The organism is Roseateles albus (assembly GCF_028595345.1).
GTDB classification, from domain to species: domain Bacteria; phylum Pseudomonadota; class Gammaproteobacteria; order Burkholderiales; family Burkholderiaceae_C; genus Paucibacter_A; species Paucibacter_A albus.
This window is the reverse complement of sequence record NZ_JAQQXT010000004.1, coordinates 302,313-323,212: the sequence shown is the minus strand read 5'-3', so window position 1 is coordinate 323,212 and position 20,900 is coordinate 302,313. Positions and strand designations below refer to the sequence as shown.

General features: G+C 64.3%; 20 protein-coding genes and 1 riboswitch. Of the genes, 19 read left to right on the top strand and 1 reads right to left on the bottom strand.

The features are described from left to right. Window positions 1-29 precede the first annotated feature (29 nt). The 18 genes from pth to PRZ03_RS08890 all read left to right on the top strand — a co-directional run bounded on the left by pth (window position 30) and on the right by PRZ03_RS08890 (window position 18,978). Entirely contained in the window at window positions 30-704 is a 675-nt protein-coding gene (pth, locus tag PRZ03_RS08975) for an aminoacyl-tRNA hydrolase (protein WP_273599989.1), read from the top strand. Continuing rightward, window positions 701-1,186 carry a hypothetical protein gene (locus PRZ03_RS08970; protein WP_273599988.1) on the top strand — a complete coding sequence of 162 codons (486 nt, stop codon included), beginning with the start codon at window positions 701-703 and terminating at the stop codon, window positions 1,184-1,186. The genes pth and PRZ03_RS08970 overlap by 4 nt, the downstream gene beginning before the upstream one ends. Further along, window positions 1,183-1,421: riboswitch (cobalamin riboswitch) on the top strand. Its footprint overlaps the gene before it by 4 nt. Window positions 1,422-1,506: 85 nt before the next feature. After that, a complete protein-coding gene (locus PRZ03_RS08965; protein WP_273599987.1) occupies window positions 1,507-3,432 on the top strand; it encodes a TonB-dependent receptor plug domain-containing protein in 1,926 nt (641 codons plus the stop codon). Between the two features lie 15 nt (window positions 3,433-3,447). After that, window positions 3,448-4,017 carry a bifunctional adenosylcobinamide kinase/adenosylcobinamide-phosphate guanylyltransferase gene (cobU, locus tag PRZ03_RS08960; protein ID WP_273599986.1) on the top strand — a complete coding sequence of 190 codons (570 nt, stop codon included), beginning with the start codon at window positions 3,448-3,450 and terminating at the stop codon, window positions 4,015-4,017. Beyond that, entirely contained in the window at window positions 4,014-4,913 is a 900-nt protein-coding gene (locus PRZ03_RS08955) for an ABC transporter substrate-binding protein (RefSeq protein WP_273599985.1), read from the top strand. The genes cobU and PRZ03_RS08955 overlap by 4 nt, the downstream gene beginning before the upstream one ends. A gap of 10 nt (window positions 4,914-4,923) precedes the next feature. Next, the gene (locus PRZ03_RS08950) at window positions 4,924-5,928 is read left to right on the top strand and encodes a FecCD family ABC transporter permease (RefSeq protein ID WP_273599984.1); all 1,005 of its coding nucleotides are present in this window, start codon (window positions 4,924-4,926) and stop codon (window positions 5,926-5,928) included. Further along, window positions 5,925-6,797, top strand: a complete 873-nt coding sequence (locus PRZ03_RS08945) for an ABC transporter ATP-binding protein (protein WP_273599983.1) — start codon at window positions 5,925-5,927, stop codon at window positions 6,795-6,797. Before PRZ03_RS08950 ends, PRZ03_RS08945 begins: the two co-directional genes overlap by 4 nt. Window positions 6,798-6,802: 5 nt before the next feature. After that, the gene (locus PRZ03_RS08940) at window positions 6,803-8,104 is read left to right on the top strand and encodes a cobyrinate a,c-diamide synthase (protein ID WP_273599982.1); all 1,302 of its coding nucleotides are present in this window, start codon (window positions 6,803-6,805) and stop codon (window positions 8,102-8,104) included. A 17-nt stretch (window positions 8,105-8,121) separates the two neighbouring features. Then, window positions 8,122-8,691 carry a cob(I)yrinic acid a,c-diamide adenosyltransferase gene (cobO, locus tag PRZ03_RS08935; RefSeq protein ID WP_273599981.1) on the top strand — a complete coding sequence of 190 codons (570 nt, stop codon included), beginning with the start codon at window positions 8,122-8,124 and terminating at the stop codon, window positions 8,689-8,691. Between the two features lie 3 nt (window positions 8,692-8,694). Further along, window positions 8,695-9,639, top strand: coding sequence for an adenosylcobinamide-phosphate synthase CbiB (cbiB, locus tag PRZ03_RS08930; protein ID WP_273599980.1), 945 nt, complete (start codon window positions 8,695-8,697; stop codon window positions 9,637-9,639). Then, on the top strand, window positions 9,636-10,646 hold the full coding sequence (locus PRZ03_RS08925) for an aminotransferase class I/II-fold pyridoxal phosphate-dependent enzyme (RefSeq protein ID WP_273599979.1): 1,011 nt from the start codon (window positions 9,636-9,638) through the stop codon (window positions 10,644-10,646). Before cbiB ends, PRZ03_RS08925 begins: the two co-directional genes overlap by 4 nt. Beyond that, window positions 10,643-12,184: a cobyric acid synthase gene (locus PRZ03_RS08920; protein ID WP_273599978.1), complete on the top strand. Its 1,542-nt coding sequence runs from the start codon at window positions 10,643-10,645 to the stop codon at window positions 12,182-12,184. The genes PRZ03_RS08925 and PRZ03_RS08920 overlap by 4 nt, the downstream gene beginning before the upstream one ends. Then, window positions 12,181-12,981, top strand: a complete 801-nt coding sequence (locus PRZ03_RS08915; protein ID WP_273599977.1) for an ABC transporter substrate-binding protein — start codon at window positions 12,181-12,183, stop codon at window positions 12,979-12,981. The genes PRZ03_RS08920 and PRZ03_RS08915 overlap by 4 nt, the downstream gene beginning before the upstream one ends. Next, the gene (cobT, locus tag PRZ03_RS08910) at window positions 12,969-14,006 is read left to right on the top strand and encodes a nicotinate-nucleotide--dimethylbenzimidazole phosphoribosyltransferase (RefSeq protein WP_273599976.1); all 1,038 of its coding nucleotides are present in this window, start codon (window positions 12,969-12,971) and stop codon (window positions 14,004-14,006) included. The genes PRZ03_RS08915 and cobT overlap by 13 nt, the downstream gene beginning before the upstream one ends. Window positions 14,007-14,157: 151 nt before the next feature. Then, window positions 14,158-15,708, top strand: coding sequence for a DUF3369 domain-containing protein (locus tag PRZ03_RS08905; RefSeq protein ID WP_273599975.1), 1,551 nt, complete (start codon window positions 14,158-14,160; stop codon window positions 15,706-15,708). Window positions 15,709-15,785: 77 nt separating this feature from the next. Beyond that, entirely contained in the window at window positions 15,786-16,583 is a 798-nt protein-coding gene (locus tag PRZ03_RS08900) for an adenosylcobinamide-GDP ribazoletransferase (protein ID WP_273599974.1), read from the top strand. Further along, the gene (locus PRZ03_RS08895; protein WP_273599973.1) at window positions 16,573-17,112 is read left to right on the top strand and encodes a histidine phosphatase family protein; all 540 of its coding nucleotides are present in this window, start codon (window positions 16,573-16,575) and stop codon (window positions 17,110-17,112) included. The genes PRZ03_RS08900 and PRZ03_RS08895 overlap by 11 nt, the downstream gene beginning before the upstream one ends. Before the next feature lie 120 nt (window positions 17,113-17,232). Beyond that, window positions 17,233-18,978: an SUMF1/EgtB/PvdO family nonheme iron enzyme gene (locus tag PRZ03_RS08890; protein ID WP_273599972.1), complete on the top strand. Its 1,746-nt coding sequence runs from the start codon at window positions 17,233-17,235 to the stop codon at window positions 18,976-18,978. A gap of 75 nt (window positions 18,979-19,053) precedes the next feature. On the opposite strand, the gene PRZ03_RS08885 is transcribed toward PRZ03_RS08890, so the two are convergent. Further along, entirely contained in the window at window positions 19,054-19,521 is a 468-nt protein-coding gene (locus PRZ03_RS08885; RefSeq protein ID WP_273599971.1) for an Lrp/AsnC family transcriptional regulator, read from the bottom strand. A gap of 164 nt (window positions 19,522-19,685) precedes the next feature. Between PRZ03_RS08885 and PRZ03_RS08880 the strand changes: the two genes are divergently transcribed. Continuing rightward, complete coding sequence (locus tag PRZ03_RS08880; RefSeq protein ID WP_273599970.1) at window positions 19,686-20,900, top strand: KamA family radical SAM protein; 1,215 nt, start codon at window positions 19,686-19,688, stop codon at window positions 20,898-20,900.

The window sequence follows — 20,900 nt, the reverse complement described above, 5'->3', positions numbered from 1 at the left end:
TTCTACGACCCGCGCCATAAAATCAAAACATGATTCGACTCTTTGTTGGCCTCGGCAATCCGGGCACCGAATACGAGCACACCCGCCATAACGCCGGTTTTTGGTGGGTAGATAGCTTGGCGCGCAAGCTCGGCGCCTCGCTTCAGATCGAGCGCAACTACTTCGGCCTTTGTGCCAGGGTCAACAACGCGCCAGGCGCGCCGGGGCCCATCTGGTTGTTGCAGCCGATGACTTTTATGAATCTGTCGGGCAAGTCGGTCGCACCCTTGGCGCGCTTCTTCAAGATTGCGCCGGAAGAAATTCTGGCCATTCATGACGAGCTTGACCTGGAGCCGGGTCAAATGAAGTTCAAACAGGGTGGTGGCAACGGCGGCCACAACGGTTTGAAGGACATGCAGGCCCAACTCGGCTCGGCCAATTTTTGGCGCTTGCGCCTAGGGATAGGCCACCCCGGTCACAAGGACGAAGTGGCAGGCTATGTGCTGCGCAAGCCGCCGCTGGCCGAGCGTCAACTGGTGGATGACTGCATTGATAAATCGATGGCCTCGGTCGAGTTGATGCTCTCGGGCCAGATGGACAAGGCCCTGGCCAAAATTCACGCCAAGCCGCCAAGACCTAAGCCGGCCAAACCCGCCACTCCCGAAGCCACGGCAGAAGTCAAACCGGCCACCAAGCCTCAACCCTTGAACGAGCGCCTGCCATGAAGCTCAGGCCGCACCTAGTTCTGACAGTCCTCCTAACGACTTATGTCAGCGTCTGTGCGGCGCAAACCACGACCCGCAGCATACCCGTCTACCGCTGCGGCGCCGAAGGCCGCGATCTACGTGACTCGCCCTGCCCGAGTCAACTGCCGGCGAGCAGCTCGCAGCTGCAGTTCGATCAGCCAAGCGCCGGCCAGGCCAAGGCCAACAAAGAGCAGGTGGCGGCCGACGCCAAACGCGCCAATGGTATGGAATCAGCGCGCTTGAAGCTTGAGGCCGACGCAAGGCGGCGCAATGGCGCCACCGTCGGCATTGACGGGCTCAAAACTGCTGGGTCGGCGCCGGGCGCGACAGCCAGCTCTCCTGCCGCCAAAACGCCTGCGTCGACCCATGCACCTAAGGCGCCTCACGCCCCTAAAGCGCCCAAAGCCCCGAAACCTCCAAAAACGCCGAAAGCGCCAAATGGGGACAAGCAGGCCGGTTAGAATCTTCCGCTGTTGGTGCTCGTGCAGAACTTCAAGCCTGCGCAGTTAAACGGGAATCAGAACGGCAACGCTCCCACGGAGCAAGCCCAAACTGAGCTGTCCCCGCAACGGTAAGTGGACGGAACGCGTCAGCGTTTCAAGGCCTGTCAATATTCCACTGGTGCTTTTCAAGCGCTGGGAAGGACACAGGTTTCGCTCCACCAGCCCGGATACCGGCCAACAACGTGGAGAACCGCGACCATCTTTGATCGTGGTATTCCGTTCCTCAGACCCTCAGCGGGTGAGCTGATGTCTGGTTGCTTTGTTTGGCCTTTTCCCTGATGACTTCTTCTGCTCGGCGTCTTCCACGCCCCACCTTTCGCGCGACCTCGTCCGCGACGGCTCCCTTAGCTTTTGCGCTAATTTCCAGCCTCGTTCAAAGCGCAGCCTGGGCTCAGTCCAGCCCCGGGCCCGGCCCCAACAAACTCGGCAGTGTCGTCGTCACCGCGACGCGCAGCCCGCAAGCACTCGGCCAGGTCTTGTCCGATGTGACCGTATTGACCCGTGCCGATATCGAGCGCCAAGCCATCGGCAGCCTGGCCGATCTCTTGCGCAGCCAACCCGGCTTCGAGATGGTCCGAAACGGCGGCGCAGGCGCCAACACCAGCATGTTTGTACGCGGCGCCGACACCCGCCATACCGTCGTCATCATCGACGGCCAGCGCATCGACTCGCAGGCCAGCAGCGGCGCATCTTGGGCTGCCATTCCGCTGGCTCAAATTGACCGCGTCGAAATCGTGCGCGGCGCAGCCAGCGCCATCTGGGGCTCGGATGCAATTGGCGGCGTGGTGCAGATCTTCACCCGCAAGGGCGACAGCCGGCCACAGGTCGACCTCGGCTTGGGCGCAGGCAACCTCGGCCTGGTCAAGCTGGACGCGGCCATCAGCGGCCTCAGCGGCATCGTGGATTACGCCGTATCGGTGGCCGCAGAGCAAAGCAATGGCTTCAATGCACGCCCCGTTCTGAATGACCCCAAGTTCACCCCCGACGACGACGGCTACCGCAACCGCAACGCCAGCCTGCGTCTGGGCGCTCAGCTGAACGCCGCTCATAGACTGGAGCTGACCGGCCTGAACAGCCATGTCGATGCGCAGTACGACGCCACCGCCAAGCCAAAAACCGATGACCAGACCCTCTCCGATACCCGCGCCCTGCGGGCCGGCTGGACGGCCCAGTGGAACCCCGAGCTGAACAGCAATTTCAGCGTCGGTGAATCGATGGAACGCTACGAAACCCGGCCCAGCCCTTACCTGACCGAAACCAAGCTGCGCAGCTACAGCTTAAACGGCAGCTACAAAATCGGTGATGGTCAAATCAACGCTCTCTTGGAACGCAGGGAAGACCGGCTCAACAACAGCGGTCTCTCCGCCAGCCCGACGCCGGGCAGGGCCGAACGCCACCAGGATGCTATTGGTGCCGGCTACATCTGGGGATCAGGTCCGCTGTCGCTACAACTGCATGGCCGCCATGACAAGGACAGCGAGTTCGGCGGCAGCGATACCGGCACTGCGGCCATCGGCTACCAAGTCACACCACAATGGCGTGTGCTGAGCTCCTTGGGCACGGCCTTCCGCGCGCCAACGCTGTACCAGCGTTTCAGCGATTATGGCAACCCCAAGCTGATCGCCGAAGAAGGCAAGAACGCTGAAATCGGACTCAAGTTCAGCGAAGGCGTGCACGCGCTGGGCCTGACCGTCTACCGCAATCTGGTCGACAACCTGATCATTTTTGGCGCGCCGGGCCTGTGCCGCAGCGAGTATGGCTGCTATCAAAACGTCAACCAAGCACGCCTGCAAGGCCTGACGCTGACGGGAGCAAGCGCTGTTGGCAGCCTGCGCCTGAGCGGCTCGCTGGACCTGCAATCCCCCAAGGACGTCACCGACACCCCGGGCTACGCAAACTACGGCAAGCTGCTCACCCGCCGCAGCAAGCAGCATGGCAGCTTGCGTGCCGACACCGACTTGGGGCTGTGGACCTTGGGCGCCCAGGTTGTGGCCAGCGGCATGCGCTATGACGATGCGGCCAACACCAAGCGTTTGGGCGGTTATGCCTTGCTGGGTCTGGATGCCCAATACAAGCTGGGTCGCGATCTGCAACTGCAGCTGAAGCTGGACAACGCCCTCGACAAGGCATATCAAACAGCCGGCGGCTATGCCAGCGCGCCACGTCAGTTCTTCATCGGACTGCGCCACGGCGTGTCCCTTTAAGCAGGCAAGGCGATCATGGCAGCGTCAGCTCATCACCTGATCGTCGGTGGCCAACGCAGCGGCAAGTCTCGCCAGGCCGAGAGGCTGGCGCTGGCTTGGGCTGCATCTGGGCCGGACAAGGAAGTCCGCGTGATCGCCACTGCCTTGGCCTTGGACAGCGAGATGCAAGCCCGCATCGCGCGCCACCAGCAAGATCGGCCCGCCGGTTTTGCTTGCGTTGAGTCGCCCTTGCTGCTGGCGGCGGCATTGCAGGCTAATGCCGCACCTCAGCGACTCTTGCTGGTCGACTGCCTGACCCTATGGCTGACCAACTGGCTGATGCCCATGTCAGGCACGCCCGATCTGGCCGCTTGGGAGGCCGAGCTGCAAGCGCTGCTGGATGTCTTGCCAAAGCTCGCTTCGCCGGTGCTGTTTGTCTCGAACGAAGTCGGCTGGGGCGTCTCGCCGATGTCCAGCGAGGCGCGCTTTTATGTGGACGAGCTGGGCCGCTTGAATCAGCAAGTGGCGCAAGCCTGTCAAGACCTGACCCTGATGGTGGCCGGCCAGGCCTGGACCCGGCCGGTGGAGCAAGGACGCAAACCATGAACAGAATCATCACCGCCGCTCTGCTCGCTGCGGCAGTGTTTGGCGCCAACACTGATGCCGTGGCCGCGCCCATCAACATCGTCGATGACGCCGGCCACACCTTGCGTTTGAGCGAGCCGCCGCGCCGCATCATCACGCTGCAGCCTTCGTTGACCGAAACGGTCTGTGCACTCGGCGCCTGCGACCGGCTGGTCGGCGTAGATCGTTATTCCAACTACCCCGAATCGGTCAACAAGCTGCCCAAGCTGGGCGGCCTGGACGACACCCAAATCGAGACCGTGGTGGCCCTGCGCCCCGATGTGGTGATAGTCGCGCCCTCCTCGCGGGTGCAAGACCGGCTGAGCAGCTTAGGTCTGAAGGTGCTGGTGCTGGAAACGCGCAGCCAAGAGGATGTCAGGCGCGTGCTGAGCAAGGTCGGTGAGATGCTGGGCGTGAGTGAACCGCAAAAAGTCTGGCTCAGTATCGATGCGGCGATCGCCCAAGCAGCCGCCAGCGTACCGGCCGAGGTCAAGGGCATGAGCGTCTACTACGAGGTCGATAGCGCGCCCTTTGCGGCCGGCGAGTCCTCTTTCATCGGCGAGACATTGGCGCGCTTAGGGCTTAAAAACATCGTCGGCAAGGAGCTGGGTCCTTTTCCGAAACTGAACCCCGAGTTCATCGTTCGCGCCGATCCCCAAATCATCATGGTGGCGCAGCGCAGCTCGGTCAATCTGCCCAGCCGCCCAGGCTGGGCCGGCATACGCGCGCTGCGCGAACAGCGCCTGTGCGTGTTCGCAAAAGAAGAGTCCGAGGTGATGGGCCGCCCCGGCCCCCGCATGGGCGAGGCTGCCGGCTGGATGGCACGTTGCTTGCGCGGCTTGGCCGTCACCAAGACGAAGCCGCTGGCAAAGCCATGAGCCAAGCCGCATGAGCCGCTCAAGCAAACCGCTGACTCTGCTGCTGGCGCTAACGCTGATCAGCAGCGCATTGGTGTTGCTCGGCGTTGCCGTAGGCAGCACCGGCTTTGGCCTGAGCTGGCTGGACAGCAGCGACGCCATTCAGCAGCAAATCCTTTGGCAGATCCGCCTGCCTCGTTCCAGCGGCGCCTGGGTGGCCGGCGCCTTGTTGGGCCTGGCCGGCGCGGTGGCGCAAGGGCTGTTCCGCAATGCTCTGGCCGACCCCTATCTGCTCGGCGCATCCTCCGGCGCGGGCCTGGGCGTGGCCCTGCTCCTGGTCCTGGCCGGCACTTCACCGGCGGCAGCCTCGCTGTGGCTGCGCATGGGCTTGACCGGCGCGGCGTTTTTTGGCGCGATCGGCGCGGTGCTCTTGACCTTGGTGCTGGCGCGCGGGGTGGAGCAAACCATGCGCTTGCTGCTGGCCGGCGTCATCGTCGGTGTGGTCTTGGGCTCGGCCACCACCTTGATGATCATGTTGGCGCCGGACATCATGCGGCCCATGCAGGCCTTCGTGATGGGCAGCACCGGCTTTTTGGGCTGGAACAGCGTGCTCATCATGGCGCCGCTCTTGCTGCTGTGCCTGCTTGCGGCCATGGCCTGCAGTCGCGCCCTTGATGCGATGACGCTGGGCGAATCGACCGCCGCTTCGCTGGGGGTGCGCCTGCAAACGATACGGCTGCTGCTGATCGGCGTGCTGGCCCTGGCCACCGGCGCGGCGGTGGCGCAAGCAGGCTTGATCGGTTTTGTCGGCCTGGTGGCTCCACATCTGGTGCGCAGCCGCCTGCACTGCACACACAGCTGGCTGCTCTTGCTCTCGACCCTGACCGGCGGCGCCTTGCTCTTGGCGGCCGACATCTTGTCGCGCTGGTTAGTCGCTCCTCAGGAGCTGCCGGTCGGTGTGGTCACCACCGTCTTGGGCGGTGCCTATTTGCTCTGGTTGATGCACCGCAAACCGATGTTGGAGACTCGCACATGAAGTCAGCTTCAGCCCAAGACTCAGCCGGAACGAATGCGCTCAGCGCGCTGATCGAGTCCGTGCATTTGCAGGGTCAGCCCGTGCTGGGCGAGATCGGCCTGCAGCTCAAAGCAGGCGCCTGGACTGCCATCGTTGGCCCCAACGGCGCCGGCAAGTCCACGCTCTTGCGTGCCCTGGCGGGCCTGCTGCCGATGCGCGGCCGCGTGCAGCTGTTTGGGCAGGACTGGAACACAGTGGCGGCCCGTGAACGGGCGCGTCAACTGGCTTGGCTGGGCCAGAACGAAGCCAGCTCCGATGTGCTGAGCGCCTATGAAGTGGTGATGTTGGGCCGCCTGCCGCATCAGGCCTGGCTGGCGCCACCCAGCAGCGCCGACCATGCGGCCGTGGTGCAGGCGATGCAGCAGACCCAGAGCTGGGACTGGCGGGAACGCCCGCTGGGCCGCTTGTCGGGCGGCGAGCGCCAACGCGTTCTGCTGGCGCGCGCACTCGCCGTGCAAGCCAAGGTGCTCTTGATGGACGAGCCGCTGGCCCATCTTGACCCGCCCCATCAAGCCGACTGGCTAGGCCTGGTGCGCGAACTTGTCGCCTCGGGTGTTGCCGTGGTCAGCGTGCTGCATGAGCTCAATATGGCCTTGCAGGCCGACAGCCTGGTGGTGATGCAGGCCGGCCGCGTCAGCAGCCACGGCGCGCCGCAGAGGGCCGACACCAGGGCAGCGCTGCAGGCGGTGTTCGACGATCGCCTGCATTTGATCGAGGTTCAGGGGCAGTGGCTGGCCCTGCCCGCTGCGCTGGCGCCGGCCCGCTCGGAGCCCAAAGCATTCATCAATGCCAATACCAATGTCTTGCCGCTGAAGCGGGCAAGCGAATGACGACGATGACAACCTGCAAAGCGCTGCTGATCAGCGCGCCTTCTTCGGGCTCGGGCAAGACCAGCATCACAGCGGCCATCGCTCGCTGGCATGCTCGCCAGGGCCTGAAGGTGCGCGTCTTCAAGACCGGGCCCGACTATCTCGACCCCATGATTCTGCAGCGCGCCAGCGGCCATGCCGTCTACCAACTCGATCTCTTCATGGGCGGGCTGGAACATTGCCGCGCCTTGCTGGCCGAGGCGGCTCTTGAGGCGGATCTGATTTTGGTCGAAGGCGTGATGGGCTTATTCGACGGCGCGCCCAGCAGCGCCGATCTGGCGGCTGCCTTTGGCTTGCCGGTGCTGGCCGTGATCGACGCGTCGGCGATGGCGCAGACCTTCGGCGCCTTGGCCCTGGGGCTGCAGCAGTACCGCAGCGATATCAAGCTATGCGGCGTGGTCGCCAACCGGGTCGGCAGCGCCGGCCATGGCGTGATGGTCGGTGAGGGCCTGCCCGCCAATTTGCCCCTGATCGCCGCCCTGCCCCGCAATGCCGCTTTGACCTTGCCCGAACGCCATCTGGGCCTGGTGCAGGCGATCGAGCTGCCGGGGCTGGACGAACTCTTGGACGGCTGGGCCGATGCCTGGGGCGCGGCGGTCAAACCCGGCTTCGAGTTTGCCTCGCTGCGTTTTGAGCCCGCGGAGACGACCGCCACCCCGCCGCTTTTACAAGGCCGCCGCATTGCGGTCGCCCAGGACGCGGCCTTCAGTTTCATCTACCCGGCCAATCTGGATTGCCTGCGCAAGCTCGGCGCCGAGCTGCTGAGCTTCTCGCCGCTCAAGGGTGAGGACTTGCCCGACTGCGACGCGCTCTGGCTGCCGGGGGGCTATCCGGAGCTGCATGCCCAAACGCTGCGCGAGCACCCGAGCCTGTTTGCCGATTTGCGCGCACATTGCGAGGCCGGCAAACCGCTGCTGGCCGAATGCGGCGGCATGCTTTGCCTGGGCATTTCTTTGACCGACGGCGATGGCCAAGTCCACCCCATGGCCGGTATCTTGCCGGGTCAAGCCTTGATGAACAAAAAGCTCTCGGCCCTAGGGCTGCAAAGCATTGGCTGGCCCGAGGGTGAATTGCGTGGCCATACCTTTCACTACTCCAGCCTGGTCACGCCGCTGCCGCCTATCGCCATCGCCAGCAATCCCAATGCAGGCAGGGCCGCTGAGGCGCTCTACCAACAGGGCAGCTTGCGCGCCAGCTATATCCACCATTACTTCCCCTCCAACCCGGCGGCCGTTGCCGCTTTCTTCAGCACCCAGTTTGCCGGCTGAACCGGCGCTACAAATCCATGGAAATCATTGCCCCCCCCGTCGATCGCGAACGCGTCATCCCGACCGCCGAACGCCGCGGCCTGATCTTCGTCCACACCGGCGACGGCAAGGGCAAGAGCACGGCCGCCTTTGGCCTGGCGCTGCGCGCCCATGGGCGCGGCAAGGCGGTCAAGATCTATCAATTTATGAAGGTGCCCAGCGCCCGCTTCGGCGAGCACCGCATGTTCGAGCAGCTTGGTGTGCCGATCGAAGGTCTGGGCGACGGCTTCTCGTGGAAGAGCAAGGACCTGGAGCACTCCGGGCAATTGGCGCGTGATGGCTGGGCGCGCGCCGAGGCGACGATTCGCGCCGGCGAACATTTCCTGGTCGTGCTGGACGAGATCATGTATCCGCTGCGCTATGGCTGGCTGCCGCTGGAGCCGGTCTTGCAGGCGCTGCGCGAGCGCCCCGCCCATGTGCATGTGGTCTTGACCGGACGTAACGCGCCGGATGAGCTGATTGCGCTGGCCGATACCGTCACCGAGATGAGTTTGGTCAAACATCATTTCAAGGCCGGTGTGCCGGCGCAGCGCGGCATCGAGGATTGAAGAATGGATCTGATGCCCTGGCGATTGCCGCTTGCCATGCTGGTCGCGCTATGCGTTGACCGCGCCTGGGGCGAGCCGCCGGCGCGCTGGCATCCAGTGGTGGCCTTTGGTCGCTTCTTGGGCCTCTTCTCCAGGCGCCTGCTGACGCTGGCACCCAGCGCCGCCTTGACGGCTGGCGCTGTGATCTGGTGGGTCGGCGCGCTCAATATCGGCGTGCTCGCTGCGCTGCTGGAGACCTCGCTGATCTATGCCTTCAAGCCCTGGGAGGGCTGGGTGGGTTTGCTGGGCTGCGCGCTGCTCTTGGGCCTGCTCTTGAAGCCCATGCTGGCCTGGCGAATGCTCAGCGACGAGGTCGGCGCGGTGGAGCGGGCGTTGGCCGAATCACTGCCGGCCGGTCGGGCTCGCTTGGCGCGTCTGGTCAGCCGGGATACCGGCAACTTGAATGCCTCACAGGTGCGCGAGGCCGCGATCGAAACCCTGGCCGAGAACCTCAACGACTCGGTCGTCGCGCCGCTGTTCTGGTTCATGCTGGCCGGCCTGCCGGGGGCTGCGATTTACCGCTTTGCCAACACGGCGGATGCGATGTGGGGCTATCGGGGCGAGTGGGAATGGGCCGGCAAATGGGCCGCCCGTGCCGACGATGTGCTGTCCTGGCTGCCGGCCCGCATCACCGGCTTGGCTCTACTGGGGCTGCGCCCTCCGCTTATGGGAGCGTTGTGGCGGCAAGCACGCAAGACGCCGTCGCCCAATAGCGGCTGGCCGATGGCCGCGATGGCGCTGCGCTTGCAGCTGCGCCTGGCCAAGCCGGGCGTCTATGTCTTGAACGAGGCCGGCGCCGAAGCGGCCAGCGGCGACATCGCCCGCGCGCAAGCCCTGGCGCTCAAAGCGATGCTGGCGTCTGCACTGATGCTGATGCTGGGCGCTGCTGCATTGAGAGGTGGCCTGTGAATACAGAGCATGGCGGCAGCGACAGCGGCCCCGCTGCTGCCTTTGATTTCTCCAGCAACGCCGGCCCGCTGGGCGCGCCGCCGCTCTTGCTGCAGGCGGTCTTGACGGCCGACCGCAGCCGCTACCCCGACCCCAGCTACGCGGCACTGCGCGCGCATCTCGCTGCGGCCGAGGAGGTGGGCACTCACCGCGTCTTGCCGGCCTCGGGCGGCGCCGAAGCGATACGGCGTCTGAGCTTGGCCGCGCGGCTCAGCGGTCTGAGCGAGGTCTGGGTACCGCAGCCCGGTTTTGGCGACTATGCGGCGGCGGCAAGCGCCCTGGGCCTGCAGGTGCATCGTTATGCCGACGTGCAAAAGCTGAGCCAGGCTCTGCGAACGCCCGCCTTGGTGTGGGTGTGCGAGCCCTGCAACCCGACGGGAGATAGCCTCAAGGCCGCCGACTGGCTCGCCCTGGACGCAGCCTTGCAGCGCAGCGGCGCGCTGCTGGCGATCGACTGCGCTTATAAGCCCCTGCGCCTGGACGGCACCAACTGCCTGCCTCAAGCCATGGCGGAACAAGCTTGGCGCCTGGTCTGCCCCAACAAGGCGCTGGCCCTGACCGGCGTGAGGGCGGCCTATCTGCTGGCGCCGGCCTCGGGGCGCTTGAGTCCTGAAGTGGCAGGCCTCGCAGCCAGCTGGGTCTTGTCCAGCGAGGGGCTCAGTCTGCTGATGCATTGGCATAGCGACGCGACGCTCAGCCATCTGCGCCAGGCCAAGGCGCAGTTGCTCACCTGGCGTGCTGATCAGCGGGAGATGCTGGCCGCATTGGGTTGGCAGCAGCGACCCACATGCACCAACTTCTGGCTGGCCAAGCCGGGCCAAGCGGGCTTGCTGGGCCCGCTGCGCGAGCGCGGCATCAAGCTGCGCGATGCGACATCTTTTGGCCTGCCCGGCTGGGTGCGCCTGTCGACTCAAATGCCCGAGGCACAACATGCGCTGCAATATGCGCTGAAGGAATTGCAAACATGACAGCCAAGGCAGTGATGGTGCTGGGCACGACCAGCGGCGCGGGCAAAAGCTGGCTGGCCACCGCGCTGTGCCGCTACTACGCCCGCCAAGGCCTCAAAGTCGCGCCCTACAAAGCGCAGAACATGAGCAATAACGCCCGCGTCGTGATGAGCCCCTGGCCTGCGGGTACGCAGGCGGCCCCCCGAGGGGGCGCGGCCTCGCTTGGGAGCGGCCCGGCGCTCGGCGCCGGCTTGTACGGACGTATGGGCGAGATCGGCTCGGCGCAGTACTTTCAAGCGCTGGCCGCGCGCCGCACACCCGAGGTGCGCATGAACCCGGTCTTGCTCAAGCCCGAAAAAGACACTGCCTCGCAGGTGATCGTGCTAGGCGAGGTGGACAGCGCCCTGACCGATATGCCCTGGCGCCAGCGCAGCGAGTTGCTCTGGCTGCGTGCGCGGCCGCCCCTGCATGAATTGCTGGCCGAGAACGATGTGGTCGTCATTGAGGGTGCAGGCTCACCGGCCGAGATCAATCTGCACAGCAGCGATTACGTCAATATGCGCTGCGCGCTGGAGGCCCGAGCCGCCTGCTTGTTGGTCACCGATATCGACCGCGGCGGTGCCTTTGCCCATCTCTATGGCACGCATCAGCTGCTGCCCCCGCATGAGCGCGCTTTGATCAAGGGTTATGTGCTGAATCGCTTCCGAGGCGACGCGTCGCTGCTGGCGCCAGGACCCGAGCAGTTGCAGGCGCTGACCGGCGTGCCCACCGTCGCCGTGCTGCCGATGTGGCGCGGCCACGGCCTGCCCGAAGAGGACGGAGTTTTTGACGACACACCGACCGGCAGCGGGCTGAAGATCGCCATCGTCGCCTACCCGCGCATGTCCAATCTGGACGAATTCCAGCCCCTGCGCTCGCTGCCGAATGTGCGCCTGAGTTGGGCGCGCACGCCGGCGCAGCTAGAAGGCGCCGACTGGATCATCCTGCCGGGCTCCAAGGCGGTGGCGGCCGACCTCGCTTGGCTGCGCTCGCAAAAGCTCGATCTGCCCATTGCCCAACATGCGGCGGCCGGCAAGGCGCTGCTGGGCATCTGCGGCGGCCTGCAAATGCTCGGTGAAAGTCTGCTCGACCCCTATCAGCTCGACGGCAATGCGCCCGGCCTGGGTCTGCTGCCACTGGTCACGCAGTTTGAGCGGGACAAACTCCTCAAGCCTTGCGCGCTGCGTTTCGGCGCGCTCGCCGAGCCCTGGGGCGCGCTCGCGGGCGTCGAGGCTGCGGGTTATGAGATTCATCACGGCCGCACCGCGCAGCATCCGGCCATGGCCGCCGCGGTGGTCGCCGTGCGCAATGAGCTCGGTGACGCGATAGGCTGGAGCCAAGGCTCGGTGCTGGGCTGTTACGCCCACGGCCTGTTCGAGCAAGACGCGGTCATGCGTGCCTTGTTCGGCGCCGAGCAGCCGGGGCTGGACGCGGTCTTCGACGGCCTGGCCGACTTCATCGAACAGCATTTTCAGCCCGGCGTGCTGATGGGATTGCTCAAGCAAGAGGCCCAGCCATGAGCGTGCCTCGCCGCATTGCCTGTCTGTCCACCGAGGCGGTCGACACGCTTTACCGACTGGGCGCGCAACACCATATCGCCGGCATCTCCGGCTACACCGTCTACCCGCCCGAGGCGCGCCAGGAAAAGCCCAAGATCAGCGGCTTCACCAGCATGAAATTGGACAAGATCCTGGCGGTGCAGCCGGATCTGGTGATCGGATTTTCTGACCTGCAGCGGCCGCTGCTGGACGAGTGCGAGCGAGCCGGCCTGGCCACCTTGTGGTTCAACCACCGCGACCTGGCAGGAATCCACGCCATGGTGCTGCGGCTGGGCGACTTGGTCGAAAAAGAGGTCGCAGCCAAAGCCTTGTGTGAACAATTGCAAGCCTGCCAGGACGGCATTGCCGCCGCAGCCGCGCTGCTGCCGCGCCGACCGCGCGTGCTGTTCGAGGAGTGGGACGATCCCATCATCTGCGGCATCGGCTGGGTCAGTGAAATCATCGAATTGGCCGGCGGCATAGACATCTTTGCCGACAAGGCGCGTGCCGGCTTGGCGCGCGACCGCATCGTGAGCGCCGAGGACATCCTCGCCCGCAGACCGGAGCTGATTCTCGGCAGCTGGTGCGGCAAACGCTTTGTGCCGGACAAGGTTCTGGCTCGCCCGGGCTTTGCCGAACTGGGCGCGCGCCTGCTTGAAATCAAATCGGCCGACATCCTGGCCCCCGGCCCTATGGCCATCGAACGCGGGGCCGTCCAAGTGCTGGCCGCCATCCAAGCTTTTGTCTCAGACAGTTCTATCCCTATATGCAAAACCTGATCCCCCAAATCCCCTCGCTGCAAAACCCCGCTCTGAGTGCTGCCCTGCAGCGCCGTATCGACGGCAAGACCAAGCCGCTGGGCGCCCTCGGTCACTTGGAGCGCCTGATGCTGCGCATCGGCCTGATCCTGGGCAGCGAGACGCCCGCCTTGCGCGAGCCGCAGTTAATGGTGTTTGCCGGCGACCATGGCTTGGCGCGGCGCGGTGTGTCGGCCTACCCCAGCGATGTGACTTGGCAGATGGTGGAGAACTTTCTGGCCGGCGGGGCGGCGGTCAGCGTGCTGGCGCGCCAGCATGGTCTGAAGCTGACGGTGGTGGATGCCGGCGTCGCGCATGACTTCGCGCCGCGCGCCGGCCTGCTCATCGCCAAGATTGCCGCCGGCACGGCGGACAGCGCGGAGCAGCCGGCGATGACGACGGATCAATGCGCCACGGCCATCGCAGCCGGCAAGACCTTGCTGGCCAGGCAGCCCGGCAATGCCTTGCTGCTGGGGGAGATGGGCATTGGCAACACCTCCAGCGCTGCGCTGCTGCTGGCGCGTTTGCAAAACTTGGCCGTCGAGCGCTGCACCGGCCGCGGCACCGGCCTGGACGACGCCGGTCTGCAGCGCAAGCTGGACACGCTGGGCGCCGTGCTGCAGCGCCACGCGCAAGCCACCGAGCCGCTGCAAGCCCTGGCGGCTTTTGGCGGCTTTGAGATCGCCATGATGGTGGGCGCGGTGCTGCAAGCCGCACTGGAGCGGCGCGTGATCGTGGTGGACGGCTTCATCGCCAGCGCGGCCGTGCTGGTGGCGGCCGCTTTGCAGCCGGCCGTGCTGGAGCGTTGCGTGTTTGCACACCGCTCGGAAGAATCGGGGCACCGCTTGATGCTGGAGGCGCTGGGCGCTGAGCCGCTGCTGGATTTGGGCCTGCGCCTGGGCGAAGGCTCGGGAGCGGCCCTGGCTTGGCCGCTGCTGAGCTCGGCTTGCCTGATTCTGAGCGAGATGGCCAGCTTCGAGTCGGCGGGGGTCAGTCAGCAAGCTTGATTTGCCGCTGAATCTGCACGGGATTCCTGCCATATCCCTGTTTACTTCGGCCAAAGCATGGCCATAATCAGCGCAATAGCTTTCGCACAATCCCTAGCTTCGGAGCTGCTGCCTGCAAGCAGCTCCGCCCCGCTCAAACAAAAGGCGTCCCATGACAGACTTGGTTTTTGCAGACGAATTGCCGGCGCCGGACAGCGACGAGGCGGCGCCGAAGCCGCTTGAGCCCTGGGTGGTGATGATTGTGGACGACGACGTCGCCGTGCATCAGGTGACGCAGTTGGTGATGGCGGACTTTGAGTTTTCGGGTCGGCGTCTGCAGTTCCTCGATGCCTACAGCGGCATCGAAGCGCGCGAGTTGCTGAAATCACGCAACGATGTGGCTTTGATCCTGCTCGACGTGGTGATGGAGTCCGAACATGCCGGCCTGGACGTGGCCCGCTACATCCGCGATGAGTTGAAGAACAACCATGTGCGCATCGTGCTGCGCACCGGGCAACCGGGCCAGGCGCCGGAAGAGCATGTCATCAAGACCTATGACATCAACGACTACAAAGAAAAAACCGAACTGACCAAGCGCAAGCTGATCACGGTGTTTTACGCGGCTCTGCGCAGCTACCGCGACATCATGATCATCGAGCAGTCGCGCCAGGCGCTGCGCCGCTCGATCGACGCGATTACGCGCGTCTATGACTCGCAAAACCTGCGCCGCTTTGCCTCGGCCGTGCTGGAGCAAGTGACTCATCTGCTGGGCATGGATGCGCGGGCACTGTGTGCCAGCCGGGTTTCGGCCTATGCGGCCAGTAACTGCGAAGGTCATCTGAAGGTACTGGCCGCCACCGCTGACTATTCGCGCCTGCTGGTCGATGACGAAATCTGCAATCTGCCGCCCGAAGTCAAAACCGCCTTGGATCGCGCGCTGATCGACCAGACCGGCTACTTTGACGCTCACCATTTCATCGGTTACTACCGCAGCAGCACCGACAACGAGACCCTGCTCTATATGCAGTTCTCAGACCCGGTCGACGCGCAAGCACGCGAACTGCTCGAAATCTTTTGCGCCAATGTCGCCATCACCTATGAGTCGCTGTTGCTGCGCGAGGAAATCCAAGAAACCCAGCGCTCGACCGTTTTCATACTCGGCGAAGCGGTAGAGCGCCGCTCCAAGGAAACCGGCGCCCATGTGCGACGGGTCGGTGAACTCTCCGCCTTGCTGGCCGAGACCTCGGGCATGCGGGCCAGTGACGTCGAATTCATGCGGCAAGCCGCTCCGCTGCATGACGTGGGCAAAATCGGCATTCCGGACCGAGTCTTGAACAAGCCAGGCAAGCTCGACGCCGAGGAATGGGAAGTCATGCAAACCCACGCCCGCATCGGCTTCGAGCTACTCAGCAAGTCCGATAAACGCATCCTGCAACTCGGCGCCATCATTGCGCATGAGCACCATGAACGCTGGGACGGAGCCGGCTACCCGCGCGGCCTGATCGGCGACCAGATCAATATCGCCGGGCGCATCGTGGCGCTGGCCGATGTGCTTGATGCCTTGGTCAGTGGGCGTTGCTACAAAGAGGCCTGGGAATTCGATGCCGCTTTGGGCTATATCACCGAGCAATCCGGCAAGCAATTCGACCCGGGCCTGGTGCAGCAACTGTTTGACAACTTGGATGCCGTGCACGAGATCTACAGGCGCTACCCGGACGCTTGAGCGCACAACGTCATGGGTCGAGGTAGAGTGCGGGCCTGCCTGAGCACCCACCCTGACTTGGGGTCGCCCCTTCTTCCATGACTTATTTGCTGCACGAACTGCGTCTCTTCTTCATCGCCCTGCAATTCTTCAGCCGTTGCCCAACGCCGGCCTGGGTGGGATTTGAGCCGATCTGGTTGCAGCAATGCGCGCGCTACTTCCCCGCCGTAGGTTTGTTCATAGGCACCTTCGCCGGCCTGGTGCTCTGGCTGGCCTTGTGGGTGTGGCCGCCCGCCGTCGCCGTGGGCCTGAGCATGGCGGCCAGCGTCTGGATGACCGGCGGCTTCCACGAAGATGGTTGGGCCGACACCTGCGACGGTCTGGGCGGCAGCGTCAGCCGCGAGCGCGCGCTGACCATCATGAAGGACTCGCGCATCGGCAGCTATGGCTCACTGGGCCTGATCTTGATGCTGGGGCTGAAGGCCGCGGCGCTATTGGCACTTATTGAAGCCAGCCCGGAGTTGGCTGCCTTGCTGACGATTTGGGCGCATGGCACCTCGCGCGCCGCACCGGTCTGGCTGATGCACAGCCTCAGCTATGCCGGCGACGCCGAGCACGCAAAAGCGAAACCGCTGGCCACGCAAGCCAATGGCCTGACGCTGAGCATCGCGTTTGCCTGGGTCATGGCCGCTGGCCTGGGCCTGCTGGTTTTGATGCCGCAGCTGTTGCCAAGCCTGATGTTCGCCCTTTTGAGCGCCGCCGGCCTAACGCTTTATATGCAGGGCTGGCTGGATCGCCGCTTGGGCGGCTACACCGGCGACAACCTCGGCGCCACCCAGCAAGTGGTAGAGCTGGGCGTCTTGTTGAGCTTTTTGGCCCTGTTGAATGTCTTCTGAAGGCCTGTGGGTGTGGCGTCATGCACGGCCCGACGGAGCGACCGGCCGCTGCATAGGCGCCGGCACCGACTTACCGGTGCATTGGCGGCGCAGCAAACGCCTGGCCAGGCGAATTCAAAAGCTGGCGCAGCGTGAACGCCTGCCCAAAATCATCTATAGCTCGCCGCTACGCCGCTGTGCCGAAGTCGGCGCCTGGCTGAAGGCCTGGGGCTGGCGCCATCAGCAAGACTCGGCCTTGCTGGAGCTGGACTTCGGCGCTTGGGATGGCCGCGCCTGGGAGCAGATCGCGCGCGCCGAGGTCGATGCCTGGGTTGCCGACTTTGTGGCCTACGCGCCGGGCGACGGCGAGACGCTCGCCGAGCTGCTGGTGCGCGCCGGTAACTGGCAGCCGCAAGCTGGTGCTTGTTTGGTGATCAGCCACGGCGGTTGGATGCTGGCGCGGCGTTGGCGGGCCGAGCAGGGTCAGGTCTTGCCGACTGCTGCAATTTGGCCCAAACCGCCGCGCTATGGGGACTTGTGGCGGCTGTAGAGCTTGCGCATGCGTCAGCATCGCGCCGAACTCGTCGCAGCCCAAACGAGTTCATCCGCATTGGAGGCGCTTTCGTCGCTTGGCCCAGCGGGCCGGCCGACGAATTCGCAGAATGAGGGCATGAACACACCCCACATCCTGGCCCTATCGCTCCTTGGCCTGAGCATCCAACAAGCCTTTGCTGCAGCTACTCCTGCACCGGCTGCCTACATCGAGCCGCCGATGGTGACCGTCCCCGGCGGCGAATTCCAAATGGGCGGCGGCAAACCCTATATGGGCGAGACCGTGCAAGACGCCAGCGCCCTGCCCATCCACAAGGTCAAGATCAAAGCCTTCAAGGTGGCCAAGTACGAAGTCACCGTGGCCGAATTCCGCCGCTTCATTGAAGCGACCGGCTACAAGGCGCCCGACCAATGCATACATCAGCCGAATCAGGGCTGGTTCGGCCAAGGGCCCACACCCGGTTCCTGGGACAAGAACGAGCTAACCAATAGCGAGTTCCAACCGGCGGTTTGCATAGGCTGGGCCGGCGCCGACGCCTATGCCAAATGGCTGGCGGAGCAAACCGGCAAGAGCTACCGCCTGGCCAGCGAGGCCGAGTGGGAGTACGCGGCCAGCGCGGGCAAAGGCAAGGCCGGCTTCCCCTTCGGTGACGACGTCGACCAGAAGCACATCTGCGAGTTCGCCAATGTGTCCGACCAATCGGCCGAGCATGCCGGCCTAGAACGCTTTGGCGCCAGCTACACGGGCTTTATGGGGGGCATTTCGCCCTGCGATGACGGCGCAGGTTTTGCCAGCATCGTCGGCATGTACAAGCCCAACCCGCTGGGGCTGCACGACCTGATCGGGAATGTGTCCGAGTATTTGCAAGATTGCTGGAGCGAAAACTACGAGGGTGCACCAGCAGACGGCAGCCCACGGCTGGACGGCGACTGCAAGCAACGCGTCGGGCGCGGCGGCGCCTGGCATTGGCGCGGCAACACAGCCACCCAGCGCGGCGCGATGCCGCTCGATTGGGTGGGGGTGATTGAAGGCTTCCGTCTGGCCCAGAGTCTGGACAAGCCCGCCGACAAGCTCTCGGCACCGACCGCCCTGGCATTCGAGAAAGCGCTAGCGCAGGCTCAAGCCGTGGAACGGGCCCGCCGCGCAAGCCTGCAGCCCTTTCCGCAGCCGCCGCTGGGCTTGCAGCTGACGCAGAGTGGAGACAAAGGAAACGTTCAGCTGACTTGGGCTGCCAGCCCCGATCCCAAGGTGCTCGGCTATCACGTCTACCGCAGTGACAGCGTCGGCGGCGATTTTGTGCGGATTGCCTCAGCCGTCAAGGCGCAGCGCTATGTGGATGAGGCCTCCCAGGCGCGCAAGCACAGCTATGCGGTAGTGGCCGTCAACCGCGATCGTTTCAGTGAGTTCAGTGCGCCGGTGTTGACGGCCGACCAGGTGCATGCGCTGCCAGGCCGGATTCAGGCGGAGGACTTCAACCGGATGGACAAGGCCTCCATCGGCAAGGTCGCGCCGCAAGAGGATATGGACGACGCAGGCGGCCAAGCTGGCTTGAACTTGACTGGTGGAGCACCCGGTATGGCCAAGGACAGTTGGACCGAATACAGCATTGAGGTCCAGCGTGCTGGCAACTATCGCGTCGTTTTCCGCGTCGCCAGCCTGCCCGGCAGCAAGGGTCTGGCCTTGAGCGTGGATGGGCAGCCCGTGCTGGAGCAGGCCGTGCCCGCAACGGGTGGTTTCAAGAACTGGCAGACCGTGGCCGGGGCTGGCCCGATTCGACTGGAGGCTGGCCGCCATGTGCTGCGTATTCGGGCCATCGACCTGGGCTCCAAACTCAACTGGTTCTCGGCGGATCTGACCGACTAACTCGGAGTTGGCTTGCTTGGTGGGGCGCTTGCTAGTTGCAAGACGCCCCGTCAAGACCTGCGGCTGTCGCCCCCCCTACTCCGGCCTATCCAACTTATTGCTCAGCAATATCGTCGACACCGTATCGACTACGCCCTTGATCGCCCGAATCCGGTCCAAGAGCGTATCCAGCTCCTCGGTCGACTCCGTCGTCAGCATCGCGCACAAATCAAAACGCCCACTGACCGCATAGAGCTTGTGAATCTCATGCCGGCGCGTCAGCTCGCGCGCCACCTCGGGCTCCAGCTTGGAATCGACCGTGATCAAGACCATCGCCCTGATGCCCGGCCGCGCCCGGCTTTGGGCGACGCTGATGGTGTAGCCGGTAATGTGCCCGCCATCCTCCAAAGCCTTCAGCCGCAACTGCACCGTGCTGCGCGCGCAGCCCAAGGCCTTGGCCAATTTGACGACCGGTAGCCGCGCATTGACGCGCAACAACTCCAAAAGCTGCCTGTCCAGCCCGTCCAGACCCGCTACGGGTTCTCCCGGATTTCCTGTTGCCACTTGCGGACCACCATTCACTTTGCATTTATGTCAGTCATTATGACCGACAAAATCGGAGCGATAACGCCTTTATGCGCGTAGGAATCGGCCGAACTGATTTCTAGAATTCCTGCAATACCCTCAGGCCGCGCATGGGCAATCAGGGGACCACCAGGAGACATCACATGTTGCAAAAAGTCGTAGAAATCAAAGCCCCTTCCACCGCGACCCTAAGCGCTAGCGCCAGCGGCAAGCTACTGACTCGCCCTGAGCTGGACGCCTACGACCCGCGTGCCGAGTCCTGGCAAAAGCAGTTCGCCCGTCGCTACACCCATCACTCCGAGCTGAACGGCGTGCTGGACGGCGTCGAGAACGTCGATGAGACTGTTTACAGCAAGTTCGCCGTGGCCTTGACGCCTTATATGGCGCAGCTGATGGACAAGAGCGATCCGGCCTGCCCGATCCGTCTGCAATACCTGCCTAGCCATCACGAGCAAACCGTACCCGGCTTCGCCACCATGCTGGATCAGCTGGGCGAAGAAGGCGACACCATTCCCGGCACCAGCATCGTGCACCGCTACCCGCGCCGCGTGCTCTTCCTGGTCTCCAATACCTGCGCGACGCTGTGCCGCTTTTGCACCCGCAAGCGCATGGTCTCGCAGCCGGCCGGCTCGGTGCACAAGGACGAGATCGAGGCCTCGATCGACTACATCGCCGGCAACCCGCTGATCCAGGACGTGCTGCTGTCCGGCGGCGACCCGCTGACCTTCACCGACGAGCGCCTGGACTACATCCTCGGCGAGCTGCGCCGCCGCGCCCCGCATGTGCGCTTCCTGCGCATGGGCTCGCGCATGGTGGTGCAGCTGCCCACCCGCATCACGCCCGAGCTTTGCGCGGTGCTGGAAAAGCACCGGGTGCAGATGGTCAATATCCACATCAACCACCCCAAGGAAATCACTCCGCTGCTGCGCGAGCGGGTCAAGATGATCCAAAAAGCCGGCATCATGATGGGCCTGCAAACGGTCTGCCTGAAGGGTGTCAATGATGACGTCGAAGTGATGCGTGAGCTGTTCATGCAGTCGATCGAGATGGGCGTTAGGCCTTATTACGTCTACTCGACCGATATGGTCGAGGGTGCCCACCATTTCATCGTGCCGCATCACCGCATGATCGAGCTGTACGAAGGCCTGCGTGGCTGGATCAGCGGCCCCGCGGTGCCGACCTTCATCGTCGACGGCCTGGGCGGCCTGGGCAAGCTGCCCATCATCCCGAGCTATGTCAAAGAAGAAGTGCTGGATGACGGCACGGGCACGACGATCAAGTGCCGCAACTACGCCGGCAAGACGGTCGAGATGCCGGGGCTGGGACAGAACTACAGTCTGCCTACTCGCAGCAACTGA